17 protein-coding genes are annotated in these 16,897 nt (G+C 43.7%); 10 read left to right on the top strand and 7 right to left on the bottom strand.

Going from position 1 to position 16,897, the window contains the following annotated elements; all coding sequences use genetic code 11:
- Positions 1-129 precede the first annotated feature (129 nt).
- Positions 130-1,437: a serine--tRNA ligase gene (gene serS / locus Q5H80_RS09195; protein WP_004734554.1), complete on the top strand. Its 1,308-nt coding sequence runs from the start codon at positions 130-132 to the stop codon at positions 1,435-1,437.
- Positions 1,438-1,657: 220 nt separating this feature from the next.
- Positions 1,658-1,924: a DksA/TraR family C4-type zinc finger protein gene (locus Q5H80_RS09190; RefSeq protein WP_304564539.1), complete on the top strand. Its 267-nt coding sequence runs from the start codon at positions 1,658-1,660 to the stop codon at positions 1,922-1,924.
- A gap of 102 nt (positions 1,925-2,026) precedes the next feature.
- Here the strand turns inward: Q5H80_RS09190 and bioA are convergent, their stop codons facing one another.
- A complete protein-coding gene (gene bioA, locus Q5H80_RS09185; protein ID WP_304564538.1) occupies positions 2,027-3,304 on the bottom strand; it encodes an adenosylmethionine--8-amino-7-oxononanoate transaminase in 1,278 nt (425 codons plus the stop codon).
- 159 nt (positions 3,305-3,463) lie between these two features.
- On the opposite strand from bioA, the gene bioB reads away from it, so the two are divergent.
- The 4 genes from bioB to bioD are packed head-to-tail and all read left to right on the top strand — an operon-like array spanning position 3,464 to position 7,198.
- Complete coding sequence (gene bioB / locus Q5H80_RS09180) at positions 3,464-4,516, top strand: biotin synthase BioB (RefSeq protein WP_009848820.1); 1,053 nt, start codon at positions 3,464-3,466, stop codon at positions 4,514-4,516.
- Complete coding sequence (gene bioF / locus Q5H80_RS09175; RefSeq protein ID WP_304564537.1) at positions 4,503-5,714, top strand: 8-amino-7-oxononanoate synthase; 1,212 nt, start codon at positions 4,503-4,505, stop codon at positions 5,712-5,714. Before bioB ends, bioF begins: the two co-directional genes overlap by 14 nt.
- Positions 5,715-6,518 carry a malonyl-ACP O-methyltransferase BioC gene (bioC, locus tag Q5H80_RS09170; protein WP_304564536.1) on the top strand — a complete coding sequence of 268 codons (804 nt, stop codon included), beginning with the start codon at positions 5,715-5,717 and terminating at the stop codon, positions 6,516-6,518.
- Complete coding sequence (gene bioD / locus Q5H80_RS09165; protein WP_304564535.1) at positions 6,515-7,198, top strand: dethiobiotin synthase; 684 nt, start codon at positions 6,515-6,517, stop codon at positions 7,196-7,198. Before bioC ends, bioD begins: the two co-directional genes overlap by 4 nt.
- A 71-nt stretch (positions 7,199-7,269) precedes the next feature.
- On the opposite strand, the gene Q5H80_RS09160 is transcribed toward bioD, so the two are convergent.
- Both Q5H80_RS09160 and Q5H80_RS09155 read right to left on the bottom strand, forming a co-directional pair.
- Complete coding sequence (locus Q5H80_RS09160) at positions 7,270-7,485, bottom strand: hypothetical protein (RefSeq protein ID WP_135444842.1); 216 nt, start codon at positions 7,483-7,485, stop codon at positions 7,270-7,272.
- Positions 7,486-7,518: 33 nt separating this feature from the next.
- Positions 7,519-8,907 (bottom strand): MATE family efflux transporter, encoded by a 1,389-nt coding sequence (locus tag Q5H80_RS09155; RefSeq protein ID WP_304564534.1) that lies wholly within the window; start codon positions 8,905-8,907, stop codon positions 7,519-7,521.
- A 95-nt stretch (positions 8,908-9,002) separates the two neighbouring features.
- Between Q5H80_RS09155 and Q5H80_RS09150 the strand changes: the two genes are divergently transcribed.
- Positions 9,003-9,893, top strand: coding sequence for a LysR family transcriptional regulator (locus Q5H80_RS09150; RefSeq protein ID WP_304564533.1), 891 nt, complete (start codon positions 9,003-9,005; stop codon positions 9,891-9,893).
- A gap of 169 nt (positions 9,894-10,062) precedes the next feature.
- Here Q5H80_RS09150 and Q5H80_RS09145 read toward each other — a convergent pair whose 3' ends face one another.
- Complete coding sequence (locus Q5H80_RS09145; RefSeq protein WP_009848816.1) at positions 10,063-10,230, bottom strand: hypothetical protein; 168 nt, start codon at positions 10,228-10,230, stop codon at positions 10,063-10,065.
- Between the two features lie 277 nt (positions 10,231-10,507).
- On the opposite strand from Q5H80_RS09145, the gene htpX reads away from it, so the two are divergent.
- Positions 10,508-11,371 (top strand): protease HtpX, encoded by an 864-nt coding sequence (gene htpX, locus Q5H80_RS09140; RefSeq protein ID WP_017098153.1) that lies wholly within the window; start codon positions 10,508-10,510, stop codon positions 11,369-11,371.
- Positions 11,372-11,634: 263 nt separating this feature from the next.
- Here the strand turns inward: htpX and purB are convergent, their stop codons facing one another.
- From purB to mnmA, 3 genes are all read right to left on the bottom strand, one after another.
- Complete coding sequence (purB, locus tag Q5H80_RS09135; protein ID WP_304564532.1) at positions 11,635-13,005, bottom strand: adenylosuccinate lyase; 1,371 nt, start codon at positions 13,003-13,005, stop codon at positions 11,635-11,637.
- A 143-nt stretch (positions 13,006-13,148) separates the two neighbouring features.
- Positions 13,149-13,766, bottom strand: a complete 618-nt coding sequence (gene hflD, locus Q5H80_RS09130) for a high frequency lysogenization protein HflD (RefSeq protein ID WP_304564531.1) — start codon at positions 13,764-13,766, stop codon at positions 13,149-13,151.
- Positions 13,767-13,812: 46 nt separating this feature from the next.
- Positions 13,813-14,949 (bottom strand): tRNA 2-thiouridine(34) synthase MnmA, encoded by a 1,137-nt coding sequence (mnmA, locus tag Q5H80_RS09125; RefSeq protein ID WP_304564530.1) that lies wholly within the window; start codon positions 14,947-14,949, stop codon positions 13,813-13,815.
- 203 nt (positions 14,950-15,152) lie between these two features.
- On the opposite strand from mnmA, the gene Q5H80_RS09120 reads away from it, so the two are divergent.
- Positions 15,153-15,422, top strand: coding sequence for a hypothetical protein (locus Q5H80_RS09120; RefSeq protein WP_304564529.1), 270 nt, complete (start codon positions 15,153-15,155; stop codon positions 15,420-15,422).
- A 102-nt stretch (positions 15,423-15,524) separates the two neighbouring features.
- Positions 15,525-16,829 carry an inosine/guanosine kinase gene (locus Q5H80_RS09115; RefSeq protein ID WP_304564528.1) on the top strand — a complete coding sequence of 435 codons (1,305 nt, stop codon included), beginning with the start codon at positions 15,525-15,527 and terminating at the stop codon, positions 16,827-16,829.
- The last annotated feature ends 68 nt before the right edge of the window (positions 16,830-16,897 follow it).

Here is a 16,897-nt window from a genome sequence, read left to right as displayed (position 1 = left end):
TCGTTACCTAGTCATAAAATTTAAATTAAACCGTTAGATATTGGTTGAAATAGCACCAATTTTAGGGGTTTAGCAGTGATTCAGTAGCAAACTACTGAGTATTCAAATAACTAAAGCATAGGATTAGCAATGCTGGATTCTAAATTACTTCGAGCTGAGCTGGATGAAACAGCGGCAAAATTAGCACGTCGAGGCTTCACCCTTGATGTAGAGACAATTCGTGAACTTGAAGAAAAACGTAAGTCCCTTCAGATGAAAACTGAAGAGCTGCAAGCGTTACGTAACTCTCGATCGAAGTCCATTGGTCAAGCGAAAGCAAAAGGCGACCATGAAGAAGCTGAGCGTATCCTTGCTGAAGTAGGCAACTTAGGCGCAGAACTAGACCAAGCTAAAGTAACATTGGCTGAGCTTCAATCTGAGCTAGAAACGATCACAATGTCGATTCCTAACCTACCTGACGCAGAAGTGCCAGATGGTAAAGATGAAGACGACAACGTAGAAGTTTCTCGTTGGGGTCAACCTAAGACTTACGACTTCGAAGTGAAAGATCACGTGGATCTTGGCGAAATGTCTGGCGGTCTTGATTTTGCTAGCGCAGTTAAAATCTCTGGTTCTCGTTTCATCGTGATGAAAGGTAAATTCGCACGTCTACACCGTGCTATTGCTCAGTTCATGCTGGACCTTCACACTGATGAGCACGGCTACACAGAAATGTACGTACCGTACCTAGTGAACCACGATAGCCTATACGGTACTGGTCAACTTCCTAAGTTCGGCGAAGACTTGTTCCACACAAGCCCGCTAACTGAGCAAGTAAGTGACGTGCCTCTTAAGACTCTATCGCTTATCCCTACTGCGGAAGTGCCGGTAACGAACATGGTTCGTGACACGATTACTGATGAGGCTGAACTGCCACTTAAGATGACAGCTCACACTCCATGTTTCCGTTCTGAAGCGGGTTCTTACGGACGTGACACTCGTGGTCTTATCCGTATGCACCAATTCGACAAAGTTGAATTAGTACAAATCACTAAGCCAGAAGACTCAATGGCAGCGCTTGAAGAGCTAACAGGTCACGCTGAGAAAGTACTTCAACTTTTAGAGCTTCCTTACCGTAAAGTGATTCTATGCACGGGTGACATGGGCTTCGGTTCTGCGAAAACTTACGACTTAGAAGTATGGGTTCCAGCACAAGAGACTTACCGTGAAATCTCTTCTTGTTCAAACATGTGGGATTTCCAAGCGCGTCGTATGCAAGCTCGTTTCCGTCGTAAAGGCGAGAAGAAACCTGAACTAGTGCATACACTAAACGGTTCTGGTCTTGCTGTCGGTCGTACTATGGTTGCTATCTTAGAAAACAATCAAGAAGCTGATGGTCGTATTGCGATTCCAACAGTACTTCAACCATACATGGGCGGCGTAACGCACATCGGTTAATTAGACTGATTCAGCATTAGATTGCTAATAAAACCCAGCCAGCAGGCTGGGTTTTTTATTGCCTATAGAATGGGGCAATGGTGAGAAATAATTAACTTTGTTACCTGTACGTAATAGTGTTTTCTTAATTCTGACGATTATTGCAAGTCGATAATGTGGTTATAATATGCTCTTACCGCGGTAGGTATAGATTTTCTCGTTCAATTACTGAGGAGGGCTTATGGCCGTAGGATGGGCTGGTGACGATAGTGTGAGCCAGCAAATTCAAAACACCATTGATGATGAGATCTCTCGAGTTAGAGGTAACATTCAAGGCGGAGAAAGCTTACGTTATTGCGATGAATGCGGTGGTGAGATACCTGAGCAAAGGCGACTTACGATAAAAGGCGTACGTTTCTGTATTGAATGCCAGTCAATGTTAGAGCATGCAGCACATCGACATTCATTGTTTAATCGTCGAGCAAGTAAAGATAGTCAATTACGTTAAATTATTAGCTATCACCGAAAATAGAGTAAGGCCTTACGTTCACGTAAGGCCTTTTAATTTATGAGATTAACCAACAAAGAAAGATAAGGGTATACTTCGTTTTTACTTAAAGCAGTTCTTATCTTGTAATGCACTTTCAATGGCTGAAACAAGTTGTTTGATATGTTCAGGTTTGCTAATGAAAGGAGGCATCATATAAATCAATTTACCAAATGGGCGAATCCAAACACCTTGTTCAACAAAGTGAGCTTGGATGGTTTCCATATCGACTGGTGTGTGTGTCTCAACAACGCCAATCGCGCCCAACCAGCGAACATCTTTGACAAGATCATGCTCGAGTAGAGGTGGTAATAACTCAGAAAAGAGTTGTTCAATCTGATGAGTCTGATTTTGCCAATGACCTTGCTCTATGATCGACAAACTTGCTGCACCTACTGCACAAGCTAAAGGGTTGCCCATGAAGGTTGGCCCGTGCATAAAGCACCCGGCTTCACCGCCACATACAGTGTCGGCGACTTCTTTACTCGCAAGCGTCGCTGACAGCGTCATGTAACCGCCAGTTAGCGCCTTTCCAACGCATAAGATATCCGGTTGAACATCGGCATGTTCGCAAGCAAACAATTTCCCTGTACGGCCAAAGCCGGTCGCAATCTCATCTAAGATCAGTAAGACGTTAAATTCATCACACAGCAAGCGGACTTGTCTCAGGAATTCAGGGTGGTAGATGCGCATACCGCCAGCACCTTGAACGATTGGTTCTAAGATCACAGCTGCCACTTCTTTGTGGTGGAGCGTTAGCTTTTCTCGAAAGCTATCGATGTCACTTGAGTTCCAGTCATCCCAAAAGCCAGTTTTTGGTGAATCGGCAAAGACGTGTTCAGGTAAAAAGCCCTTGTAGAGACTATGCATTGAGTTATCAGGATCGGTCACTGACATTGCCGCAAAAGTATCGCCGTGATAGCCATCTCTCAGTGTGAGGAATTTTGAACGAGGTTGCCCTTTAGCATGCCAGTATTGAAGGGCCATCTTGAGACTAACCTCTACGGCTACTGAACCTGAATCGGCCAAGAATACGTGCTCGAGATGATTTGGCGCTAGGTTCAAAAGTTTCTTACATAAATCGATAGCAGGCTGGTGGGTGATACCTCCAAACATAACGTGTGAAACCTTATCGATTTGGCTGTGAGCTGCAGCATTGAGCTCTGGATGATTGTAGCCGTGGATGGTTGACCACCAAGAGGACATTCCATCAATAATTCGTTTTCCGCCCTCTAATTCTAGGTAAACGCCGTCTGCATTGGTGACTGGGTAGCAGGTCAGAGGTGTCAACGTTGATGTATAAGGATGCCAGATATGCTGGCGGTCAAAGGCGAGATCCATAGTAACTTCCATTCTTGGTGTGGTTTAAAAATAACCAAATGTAAACTTTTGATATTATCAATGTGTTGACAGTCTAAAGCTTGTCGGTAGACTATCCAAGCATAAATACAATCTCTATTGATAGAGATGTAACATCAAATAATAAAAAAGGATCGACACGTGGAAGTTCGTCATGACTGGACAGTTGCTGAAGTAAGAGCACTGCTTGAAAAACCGTTTATGGATTTAATGTTTGAAGCTCAAGTCGTTCATAGACAGTACCAAGAGCACAACCACGTGCAGGTGAGTACGCTGTTATCGATTAAGACAGGTGCTTGTCCTGAAGATTGTAAGTACTGTCCTCAAAGTGCTCACTACCGAACGGATGTCGACAAAGAGCGCTTGATGGAAGTCGAGCGTGTTTTGGATGCGGCACAAAAAGCCAAGAACGCGGGTTCGACTCGTTTTTGTATGGGCGCGGCGTGGAAAAACCCGAAAGAACGCGATATGCCTCACCTAACTGACATGATCAAAGGTGTGAAAGGCATGGGCCTAGAAACATGTATGACACTAGGCATGTTAACGCCTGATCAAGCAGGTGAGCTAGCGGACGCAGGTTTGGATTACTACAACCATAACCTTGATACGTCTCCGGAGTTCTACGGCAGCATTATCACCACTCGTACTTACCAAGATCGTTTAGATACGCTATCTCACGTGCGTGATGCCGGTATGAAGATCTGTTCTGGTGGCATTATTGGTATGGGCGAAAGTACTAATGACCGTGCAGGCCTACTTGTCGAGCTTGCGAACCTTCCTGTTCACCCAGAAAGTGTACCAATCAACATGCTTGTGAAAGTGAAAGGCACACCGATGGAAAACGTCGATGATGTTGAGTCTTTCGACTTCGTCAAACTGATAGCGATTGCTCGTATCATGATGCCAATGTCTGCGGTTCGTCTATCAGCAGGCCGTGAGAACATGAACGAACAGATGCAGGCAATGTGTTTTATGGCTGGCGCGAACTCTATCTTCTACGGTTGTAAGCTACTGACTACGCCAAACCCAGATGAAGACACGGACATGCAGCTGTTTAAGAAGTTAGGTATCAATAGCCAACAGGTGGCTCAGAAGCCTGACGAAATTCAAGAAAATGAACTGTTAGATCAAGTGGTGGAGCGCGTTGCCGCTCGTCCAACGAAAGATGACATGTTCTACGATGCCACTGTTTAAATCTCGTATCAAAAGCGCTCTTGTTCACCGCCGTGAGCAAGGGTTAACTCGTCAACTTAAGGTACTCGAAAACAGTAATGGCCCTTTGCTTACTAGCGAAGGTTCTAGCTTCATTAATTTTTCGAGTAATGATTACTTAGGCTTGGCAAACGATTCTGAATTGGTTGATGCGTGGCAAGTGGGGCTTTCCCAGTATGGCGCTGGCAGTGCAGCATCGCCCTTGGTCACGGGCTTTAGTCCTGCTCATCGAAATTTAGAGGGTCAGCTGTGTGAATGGCTTGGCTTTGAACGCGCGATTCTCTTTAACTCTGGTTTCAGCGCTAACCAAGCCTTATTGTTCTCTCTGCTCGAGAAAGACGACTCTCTACTGCAAGATAAGCTCAACCACGCCTCTTTGATGGAAGCGGGGATGCTTTCACCTGCAACCATGAAGCGCTTTAAGCACAACGACACGCAACATTTAGAATCGCTGTTGAGCCGAACCCCACAGTCGTTGGTTGTGACTGAAGGTGTGTTCAGCATGGATGGCGATCAAGCGCCTCTCAGCCAGATATCTAACCTAACTCATCGATACGACAGTTGGTTGGTGGTTGATGATGCTCACGGTATCGGCGTATTAGGTGATAAAGGGGCAGGGAGTTGCAGTGCGGCACAAATCTCACCTGATATTTTGGTGGTGACCTTTGGAAAAGCATTTGGCCTTTCTGGTGCTGCGATTCTTTGTTCGTCTGAAGTGGGTGATTACTTAACTCAGTTCGCTCGTCATCATGTGTATTCGACGTCAATGCCACCTTCACAAGCGGTGGCTTTGTCTCATGCATGCCAGATGATTCAAACGCAAGAGTGGCGTCGTGAGAAACTCACGGAGTTAGGAGCTCTCTATGCAGAGCAGATGAGTGGCGTGAAAGGTTTTATTGATACTCAGACGCCGATCAAGCCATTTTTAATCGGCGAAGCCCAAGCTGCACTATCTATTGCTGAAGAGTTAAAGCGCAACCAAGTTTGGGTAACGGCAATAAGGCCACCAACGGTGCCTATTGGGACTGCTCGTTTGCGTATTACCTTAACGGCGAACCATAGTCAGAAACAGATTTCTCAGTTAACCAATTCTCTGCTTCAAGCAATGGAGCAACACGCCGAATTAAATATCAAACCAAGCTTAGAATCGAACTTTGAATTAAATAAAGAGGCTCAGTAAATGTCACAAGAAGCAGTAGTGGATAATTACGTAGGCCAAGACAAGAGTGCGATTGCCGAAGCCTTCGGCAAAGCAGCAACAACCTATGACAAACACGCTGAATTCCAGCGCGATGTCGGCCACCGACTGCTGGGTAAGTTACCGAGTGACCTCTCTGGGTTAAAGGTGCTCGATCTAGGTTGTGGCACTGGCTATTTCTCACAGCAATTGGTGAAACGAGGCGCTGAAGTGGTATGCGCAGACCTTTCTGTTGGAATGCTGCAAAAAGCCGAACAGCGCTGTGGCGCAATGGTCTCTTTATATCGACAAGCTGATGCCGAGCTATTGCCATTCGAAGATGGGGCTTTTGATATTGTTTTCTCTAGCCTTGCGTTGCAATGGTGTGACGATTTGTCGTCGCCTTTGAGAGAGATGAAGCGTGTTACAGCAGTTGGTGGGCGTGTTATTTTCTCAACTTTGCTTGATGGGTCACTGTTTGAGCTGAAAAAGTCATGGTCAAAAATTGACACACATCAACACGTTAACCATTTTATTACAATCAATCAGGTAAAAATTGCGTTAGCGCAATCTAGCTGTACTGCTCATCAACTAGACTTGCCCACCATCACCGTTTGGTACGACACTGCGTTTGAACTGATGCGCGACCTTAAAGGCATCGGCGCTAATCACGTAAGTGGTCGCTCACAAGGTTTAACAAGCCGTCGAATGTTGCAGCTTGTTGAGCGGGAATATAGAGAGTTTAAAAACCATCAAGGTTTCTTACCAGCAACATATCAAGTTTGTTTAGGGGTTATTCAATTATGATTGATGCATTATTCATTGCAGGTACGGATACCGAAGTGGGAAAAACTGTGGTTTCAAAAGCGATTCTTCAAGCTTTAGCCGCACAAGAGTTATCAACAATAGGCTACAAGCCAGTTGCCGCAGGGTGTGAACAATCCCCTGAGGGATTACGTAATAGTGATGCACTGCATCTTCAAGAAGCTGCGACGCAAGATATCGCCTACGAAGACGTTAACCCGTATGCGTTGTTGCTACCATCATCACCACACATCGCTGCCAAGCATGATGGTGTCGTGATTGATGAAGCGGTATTATCAGCTAAGTTGGCAGAGCATAAGCAAAACTCTGACATCGTGTTAGTTGAAGGTGCTGGTGGTTGGCGTGTCCCGGTTTCTGATGAAGAATATTTGTCTAGCTGGGTCAAAAAAGAACAGCTGCCAGTGGTATTGACGGTCGGTATTAAGCTTGGCTGTTTGAGTCATGCTCTGCTAACCGCAGAAGTGATTCGTGCTGATGGACTGAACCTAGTGGGTTGGGTTGCAAACCGCATTAACCCAGGTACTGAACATTACGCCGAAATTATAGCGATGCTTGAAGATAAGCTAGGTGCACCGAAGTTAGGTGAAATTCCGTATGTGCCAAGAGCGGAGTCTAAGGACATCGGTAAATATATTGATGTTGCCCCGCTTCTTAATTTATAGGTTTAGCCAACTGAATCAGAAAAACCGATTGTAATTGTTACAGTCGGTTTTTTTATTTTTGCATCAGCACATTACTTTTTATCTTCTTGATTCTCTGGTTTATAGCCCATCGTTCGAATATGTTCACCGTGGATTGTGTTTTTCATTAATGCCCACAAAGCTTCAAGAAATCGTTTATGCGCTTCGTGGTGTCGAATGTACTTAATATGGACAAATAGATAAATTGCTATGAAAAGTAGAGTTGCTATAGTGAGGCCATAGGCTTCATATAAGGTGATTAAATTCATTTTTTATCTCTCAATTTTATCAAGTAAAGTGTGTTATTGGGCTAGATAGTTCAGCCACTTTTTGCTTCTAAACCGATGAATACATGCAAACCATTTGAATAGAGCTTCCAAGAAAAACAGAGCGAAGATCCATTGCGGGCTCAAACCCATTAATAAAGCACCTATTGCAGCCAAAGGAATACCAAAACACCATTGGGTGAGTAGATCTTGGTATAAGCAGAACTTTACGTCACCCCCTGCTCGTAACACGCCAACAACCATCGTTGTTGGGAGTGACCGCAAAACAATTCCTACACAAAAAATCAAATAGAACTTATTGGCTAGCTCTCTAGTAGTGGCTTCCATCGAGGTAAAGAGGTTTAGAATGCTGTCTTTGAGTACGTACAAAGATAGAGATACACAAAGGGTAACCAAGAATGCGGTTGCAGTGAACACGATAGCGTGGCCGTAGGCTTTCTCAAAATCTTTCGTACCTATATGGTTACCAATAATAACGGCAGAGGCGTTGGCGATGCCGATCAAGAAGCTAAGCGAAAATGCTTCAATCGGTGTAATGATAGATAAAACGATCAGGCCTTCATCGCTTGCCTGTCCCATGATTGAGGTATAGGCAAACAATCCTCCTGCCCATAATGTAAAATTCACTGTGGTAGGGAAGGCCAAACAAGTGAGTTGCTTTATGTGGGTAAACTGTAAAGCTTGTTTGATATCTGAGGAATTAAATAAGGTTACGCTTTTACTCAGTTTCAAATAGATAAGCGTAATAACAACTTCAAGCCCACAACTGATTAACGTTGCAATAGCGGCACCTTTCAACCCCATTTGTGGCGCACCGAAGTGTCCGAAAATGAATACCCAATTAAATAATATATTGAGAATAATCCCAATACTACTCAGATAGAGACTGGTTGAGGCTTGATGTACCGAGCGTAAGTAGGCGGCGATACTGCCTGTAAAAGCTACACAAAATAAGCTAAAACTTGTAACAAACAGATATTGAGAGCCTAAAGCTTGAACTTCAATGTTATTAGAAGACATTCCCATTATCTGTGAATTTGCTAGCGCCAGAACACCGAAAGGTAATAAGGCGAGTAAGCTTGATAGTAACCAGGTTAATGCAGTACCTCTTCTTGTCCCTTGATGATCTTTTTTTCCAAAATATTGAGCAATTAAGATCGCTCCGGCGGTTGTTACACCAGAGAGAATAATGGTAGCAACAAATAAGGCTCGGCTAGCAACGCCTGCGGCAGCGATGTCATTTTCGCTCAATTGACCAATCATGATTAGGTCAATCACTCCTTTGCTAGAAAAAAAGATACTTTGTAGCGTTATAGGGATCGCGAGAGCAAAAAGCTGCTTTAAGAGTGGAGCATTAAATTGCGCCAATGGATTTGAAGTTATTGTTCTTTTTTTGGGAGTCATAGCACTAGCAAGTAAGAAATACTGCTAGCAATTATGATTGCACTTTAGCACCATATAAAACCACTTATGATGGGGTTTTACGTTCAAGGGGTCATGTGCATACATTGGAACAATTGCGATCTTTTGTCGCTGTTTACGATGAACATTCGTTTAGTGCTGCGGGACGTCGTTTAAAGAAAGACCGTACGACAATTCGAGAGTTGGTTAAATCTTACGAAGATTCATTAGGTTATGAGCTTTTTACTATCATAGGAAGAAAGGCAGTCGCGACCTCAGCGGCAGAAAAACTCTACCCACACGCTATTTTGGTTATTCGACAAGATAGTAAGTTGGCAGAAATCAGTAAGTTTTTATTTACCGATTCGAGAACACATTTCAATATCGGCTATGACACTGATTTTCCTTTTGATTTTTTGAAATGCCTAGAGTTATGGGCAGCAACATCTTTTCCATTGGTCAGTATTAATTGGCTAGCAAGAAACCGTGAAATTGGGCTAGAGGATTTGAAAAGCGCAGAGTTAGACTTTGCTTTCTTCCCAACAAGAGGTTCAATTTCATTGACGTTCCCTGCCTATTTTCAACACCTTGGTTATGTCGATTATGGGTTATATGTTGGATCGAATTCTAGATTAGCGACTAAAGCAAGTTTTGACCTCGAAGATGTGCAGTTGGAGACTCAATATTTGAGTGAAAATGCCTTAAAAGCAGGGGGAGTGATAAAAGCTTTCTCTTATAGCACGCGCGTTGTGAGCAGTAGCGATCTCATTATTCAATTGCTTCAAGAGCAAGGGTGGGCATTGCTTCCTAATCATACGGCAGAAAATGGCGTGCGGAATGGAGGGGTACAAAAGAAAGAGACGAGCTTGCTTTGTAACGATTTGAAAGTGCCTTTTAGTTTGTTTCATACTGTTGAGCTAGAACGTGACCCATTTATTAAAGCGCTTTGTGAAGAGTGTGCTGTGCTGGCTAAACGGTATTTTCAATAGTGGTGTAGGCCATCGATCATCGGCCTTGTAAGGAAGATTGAGGTGTTGTCAGTTAGTCAATATAGAGTTTTAACAACAAGAAAAGAGCTGCGATTGCAGCCCTTTTGCTATGTTAAGCCTTTTGGCCATAAGTTTATAAACAACTGGCCTTTGAACAAGTCGCTATGGGTTAGTGTTCTTTGGTAAGTCCCATCAGTGCTTGTTGTGTTTCTGTGATTTTTGTCTGTGCCGCTTGTGGAGTTAGGATCCCAATCTGCTTTTTTGCTTCTTCTTCAGTAATCCCTAGGTGACAGCACAGTAAATCGATAGCCATTTGAGTGTTAGTACCTTCAACCATGATTCTTCCCTTTTTGTACATGGACTAGCCAATAAATCATCTGAAGCCACTGTAAACGGATTGTTATACCGACACCATACGACTTAGGTCTAATAGACTAGGGGTAAGTCGAATATGGTCTCGTAATCAAATGTTGCAATTTAATGCTTAACCTTGTTTTCTTAATCTAAGACTATATGTATAAGTAAGGATAAGTCTTCAAGGTTGGAATAAATTGCTGTCTGCCTTGTCTATAATAATAAGTTTTATAAAAACAGCTTTCATGCGGAGATAAGTAATGAAGCGAGTAATGTTGTTCCTTGCAACCAACCTAGCGGTTGTATTGGTACTAAGTGTTGTTCTTAATATTGTATACGCAGTTACAGGTATGCAACCTGGTAGCCTATCAGGCCTATTGGTGATGGCTGCAGTATTTGGTTTTGGCGGCTCATTCATTTCGTTGATGATGTCAAAGAAAATGGCGCTACGATCGGTAGGCGGCATGGTCATTGAAAGTCCACGTAACGAAACAGAACATTGGTTGATGGAGACGGTAAGCCGTCAGTCTCAACAAGTTGGCATTGGTATGCCAACAGTGGCAATTTACGACTCGCCAGACATCAACGCATTTGCGACGGGCGCTAAGCGTAATGATTCATTAGTAGCAGTCTCTACGGGTCTGCTACACAACATGACGCGTGATGAAGCTGAAGCGGTATTAGCGCATGAAGTTAGCCATATCGCGAACGGTGATATGGTGACCATGACGCTGATGCAAGGTGTAGTGAACACATTCGTTATCTTCCTATCTCGTTTCATCGCCAACATTGTTGCGTCGAATGACAATGAAGAAGAGGGTGGTAGCAACATGATGGTGTACTTCGGTGTATCTATGGTGCTGGAACTGGTATTTGGTTTCCTAGCGAGCTTCATTACGATGTGGTACAGCCGTCATCGTGAGTTCCATGCCGATGCAGGTGCTGCGCACTTGGTAGGTAAAGAGAAGATGATTGCAGCGCTAGAGCGTCTTAAGGTGAGCCATGAGCCACAACTAGAAGGTTCTATGATGGCGTTTGGTATCAACGGTAAGAAGTCTCTAACTGAGCTTCTAATGAGCCACCCGCCGCTAGATAAGCGTATTGCTTCTCTACGTAACATGTAATATCTAACACAAGCTACTGTCGTTAAGCGGCAATATGTATTCTAAAGGCTTCCTTCGGGAGGCCTTTTTTGATCTTAGCGTTTAAGAATGTTTGTCTAATGTGGTTTGCAGTATTTGAATGGGGGAGGTGAGTAGGATAAGTCAGATTTGATTCATTGTTGTTGCTTTACCTAGGGCGCTACTGTTCGAGACATTTGTTCTACGCAACAAAAAGGCTTCCACATGGGAAGCCTTAGTTTATTTTTTGATTCGAACTTTGAATCTTACAGCTTGTCAGTAAGCTCGATTGCTTGACCGATGTAGTTCGCTGGAGTCATCTCTTTCAGGCGAACTTTCTCGTCTGCAGGGATTTCAAGGCCGTCGATGAATGCACGCATGCCTTCGCCATCTACACGTTTACCACGAGTTAGCTCTTTTAGCTTCTCGTATGGCTTCTCGATGCCGTAACGACGCATTACTGTTTGTACGGGTTCAGCTAGTACTTCCCAGTTTTTGTCTAGCTCAGCAAGTAGCGCATCACGGTTAACTTCTAGCTTGCTAATACCTTTCAGAGTCGAAGTGTATGCAATGATAGCGTAGCCAACACCAACACCTAGGTTACGAAGAACCGTAGAGTCAGTAAGGTCACGCTGCCAGCGAGAAACTGGAAGTTTTTGTGCAAGGTGGCTGAATACTGCGTTTGCTAGACCAAGGTTGCCTTCAGAGTTTTCGAAGTCAATTGGGTTAACTTTATGCGGCATTGTAGAAGAACCGATTTCGCCAGCAATAGTCTTCTGCTTGAAGTGACCAAGAGCGATGTAGCCCCAAACGTCACGGTCGAAGTCTAGAAGGATAGTGTTGAAACGAGCAACAGCATCGAATAGCTCAGCGATGTAATCGTGAGGTTCGATTTGAGTTGTGTACGGGTTCCAAGTTACGCCAAGAGATTCAGTGATGAACTCTTCGCTGAACTGGTGCCATTCAACTTCTGGGTATGCAGAAAGGTGTGCGTTGTAGTTACCTACAGCACCGTTGATTTTCGCTAGGATCTCAACGTTTTCGATTTGCTTGTATTGACGTTCCATACGGTACGCAACGTTAGCCATCTCTTTACCCATAGTAGAAGGAGAAGCAGGCTGACCGTGTGTACGAGACAGTAATGGAATGTCACGGTACTCGTTCGCAAGTGCTTTGATAGCATCAATTACGTTACGGATTTCTGGAAGAATCACTGTGTCACGAGCTTCTTTAAGCATAAGCGCGTGAGATGTGTTGTTGATGTCTTCAGACGTACATGCAAAGTGAATAAATTCGTTTACAGCGTGAAGTTCAGGAACGCCAGCAACTTTCTCTTTCAAGAAGTACTCAACTGCTTTAACGTCGTGGTTAGTCGTGCGCTCGATCTCTTTGATACGCAGAGCATCTTCTTCACTGAAGTTAGCAGCTAGTTCATCAAGAAACTGGTTAGCTTCTGTACTGAACGCTGGTACTTCTTTGATTGCATCTGTAGCTGCAAGCTTTTGTAACCAACGAACTTCAACGATAGAGCGGTACTTTAGTAGGCCAAACTCACTAAAGATGCTGCGTAATGCAACAGTCTTGCTTCCGTAACGGCCGTCTACTGGTGAAACAGCAGTCAATGCTGACAGTTCCATGATGTTCTCCTGAATTGAGTTTTCTAAATTTTGAGAGGTTTATACCAGTAACAATCTCAATTGTCACGCACATTGCGCAATCGTTTGCGTGAGGGTTGTGTTGGTACAAAAAACAAGCTCGCGACGATGCGCGAGCTAATAAATCACATGCGAGCTAGTAGGATTTGAGCCTGCTCGATCATCTTCTTTCGACCGAATATAAGGTGGCGACGTTTACCGCCAACTTGACGCCATAACACAGCGCTTCGAATTCCTGATAGCAGCAGAGCGCGAACCTTATGCTGGCTCGACGTCTGTTGAAGTACAGCTGGCGTACCAGAAACCTGAATACGCGGGCCGATAGGGCTTACAATATCAAGGTAGATACTGGCTAGGTTGCTGACCATTTGCTCGTCAAACAGATCAAAGTGTTCAGTTTGACGTTCTGCAGTTTGAATACGATCGCCAAGCTGAGACATAGAGTCGTTACGAGAAGATAGCTTACGCTCAAGTGCCATCAAGCTGATGATGTAGCGCGTAATATCGCTACCAGCTGGAGTACTATCGATACCTTTTACTAAGCACTCAAGACCAAGCTTTAGGTTCGCTTCACGTCCAAAGACACCCACGGTGTTCGCTGGATTGGTGTTTAAAATGGCACTGAGTGAAGCTTCGAAGGCATCTTTATCACAATGGCCGTCTTTCGCTACTTGTTGAACCAAAGCCACAGCTTGGCAAATTCCAGCGAAAGCAATAGTACGGTCATAAAGTGTATTAGCCACGTAGTAACTCCTAGTTGTCTTCTATTGTTTGTCGTTCGTTTATTGGTTAGATGCGCTTTTCAATGATACCACCACCAAGACATACCTCGTCTAGGTAGAACACTGCTGATTGACCTGGGGTCACCGCAATTTGTGGTTCGTCAAAAATAACCTTAATGTTCTCATCATCAATTGGAATGATTGTACAAGGAATATCGGTCTGACGGTAACGTGTTTTTACCGTGCACGTCATAACTTCAGTAATTGGTGTGCGATTAACCCAATGAAGTTGAGAAGCGATCAAACCTTCTGATTTTAAAAGAGGGTGGTCTTTACCTTGCACCGCGATCAGAACGTTACGTTTAAGATCTTTTTCACCAACAAACCATGGTTCTTCATTACCGCCGCCACCTTTGGTGCCACCGATATGCAGGCCTTTACGTTGGCCTAGCGTGTGGTACATCAAGCCTTGGTGTTGCCCAATAACTTGGCCTTCTGGTGTTTCGATGTTTCCCGGTTGAGCGGGTAGGTATTTGCCTAAAAACTCAGTGAACTTGCGCTCACCAATAAAGCAGATGCCTGTTGAATCTTTCTTTTTCGCAGTGATCAAGTCTTGCTCTTCAGCAATACGTCGTACTTCTGGCTTCTCTAATTCACCCACAGGGAATAGGCTGCGTGCCACTTGATCTGAGCTTAGCGTATAAAGGAAATAGCTTTGGTCTTTATTGCCATCTAGGCCGCGTAGCATTTCTGGCTTCGCACCAGCGTCTAGCTCTTCTTGAGTTGGGAAAGTACGACGAACGTAATGACCCATAGCAATGTAGTCCGCGTCTAATACTTCATCCGCAAACTCTAAGAATGCTTTGAATTTAATTTCTTTGTTACAAAGGATATCTGGGTTCGGTGTACGACCCGCTTTGTATTCTTCCAGAAAGTACTCGAATACATTATCCCAGTACTCTGCTGCAAAGTTGATAGTGTGAAGGTGGATACCTAACTTGTCACATACCGCTTGAGCATCAGCAAGGTCTTCAGCTGCCGTGCAGTATTCTTCGTTATCGTCTTCTTCCCAGTTTTTCATGAAAAGGCCTTCTACCTGATAGCCTTGTTGCTGAAGAAGATACGCCGATACTGACGAATCTACACCGCCGGACATACCGACAATTACTTTCTTTTCGCTGTTTCCAGAGCTGATATCTGACATGTCTAAACACCGTTACTATTACTTGGTCGCAGATTCTAACAGAAAGAGAAACACCGTGACAGATCCGAGACCGGAATCACAGTTTCATTTGCACAAATAATGCGCTGACTTCGTTAGAGAATCGCATGAACGCGAGGAGACTCGCTAGGATGTCAGATCTATATGTGGCATAGTCGCTCAAAATCCAAGAGCTGAGATAAAAAATGTCTGAACAAAATGAGTTTATGCAAGAAGAACAGTTGATCGAGATTATCGAGAACCAACTTGAAGATGGACAACCAGTAAAAGTGAAAGAGACGCTAATGCGTTTAATGATGACAGGTACGCCTCGTGAAGAGGCAATTGCAGCGATGGCATGTGCACTGGCAGTTGAAGTATTTGATGTAATGAAAAACGGCGCAGAGTTTAATCAAAAACGTTACGCCGAGCATTTGGGGATGCTGCCTGATCTAAGCTTTATGGAAGGCGAATAAAAAAATAGCCTGGCAAACGTTTGCTATAGTTTGAAAGATTGCCGCGTTAAATATAGCGCGGTAGAATCCGCCACCTATTTCCCCTTGACTTAGACTAGCCCTATGAAATTCCCTGGACAACGTAAATCAAAGCACTATTTTCCTGTTCACGCTCGTGACCCTTTAGTAAGCCAAGCTCAAACGAGCAAAAGAATGTCACGTACCCATATTATCGGTATTGACCAAACCTTGGTGGATATTGAAGCAAAGGTTAGTTCTGAGCTAATCGAAAAATACGGCTTAAGTAAGGGACATTCACTGGTTATCGGTGATGAAGCTGCTGAATCCTTGTATCAAGAATTAAAAGAACAGTGCCTGATTACTAATGAATACGCAGGTGGCACAATTGGTAATACATTACACAACTACTCAGTATTGGCGGATGACCGTTCAACACTATTGGGTGTAATGAGCCAAGATATTAAAATTGGTAGCTACGGTTACCGCTATTTATGTAATACATCAAGCAGAATGGATCTGAACCATTTACAAGGGGTAGATGGCGCAATTGGTCGCTGCTTTGCATTAATTACAGAAGATGGTGAACGTACTTTCGCAATTAGCGAAGGACAAATGAATCAATTAAAACCAGAAAGCATTCCTGAGAAAATTTTCAAAAGTGCTTCTGCTTTAGTATTAACGGCGTATTTAGTTCGTTGTAAACCAGGTGACCCTATGCCTGAAGCAACAATGAAAGCTATTGAGTACGCGAAGAAATACGATGTACCTGTTGTTTTAACGCTTGGTACTAAATTCGTTATTCAAGATGATCCCGAGTTTTGGAAAGATTTCCTTGAACAACATGTAACCGTTGTTGCAATGAACGAAGACGAAGCTGAAGCATTAACTGGTGAAAGCGATCCTCTAGCTGCTTCAGACAAAGCACTCGATTGGGTAGACTTAGTTCTATGTACAGCAGGCCCTGTGGGCTTGTTTATGGCGGGTTACACTGAAGATGCAGTGAAGCGTGAAACATCATTACCGTTGTTACCAGGCTCGATTGCTGAATTTAACCGTTATGAATTTAGCCGTCCCGCACATAAAAATTTATGTGAAAATCCAACGAAAATCTATTCGCATATCGCACCTTACATGGGCGGTCCAGAAAAGATTAAGAATACTAATGGTGCCGGTGATGCTGCGTTGTCAGCTCTATTACATGATATGGCCGCTAATAAGTACCATAAAGAAAATGTGCCTAACTCAAGTAAGCATCAGCATTCATTCTTGACGTATTCTTCTTTCTCACAAGTTTGTAAATATTCAAACCGCGCAAGTTATGAAGTATTAGTTCAGCATTCGCCACGATTATCTCGAGGCCTTCCTGAAAGAGAAGATAGTCTAGAAGAAGCGTACTGGGAAAGATAAGGCATTTTTTGATTTATAATTCTAATAGTGAAATATAAAAAAGGCTCCGAAAGGAGCCTTTTTTGTTT

This window comes from Vibrio sp. SNU_ST1 (assembly GCF_030563405.1).
Lineage (GTDB): Bacteria > Pseudomonadota > Gammaproteobacteria > Enterobacterales > Vibrionaceae > Vibrio.
The sequence above is the reverse complement of the archived record's forward strand: the minus strand, read 5'-3'. Positions and strand labels throughout refer to the sequence as shown.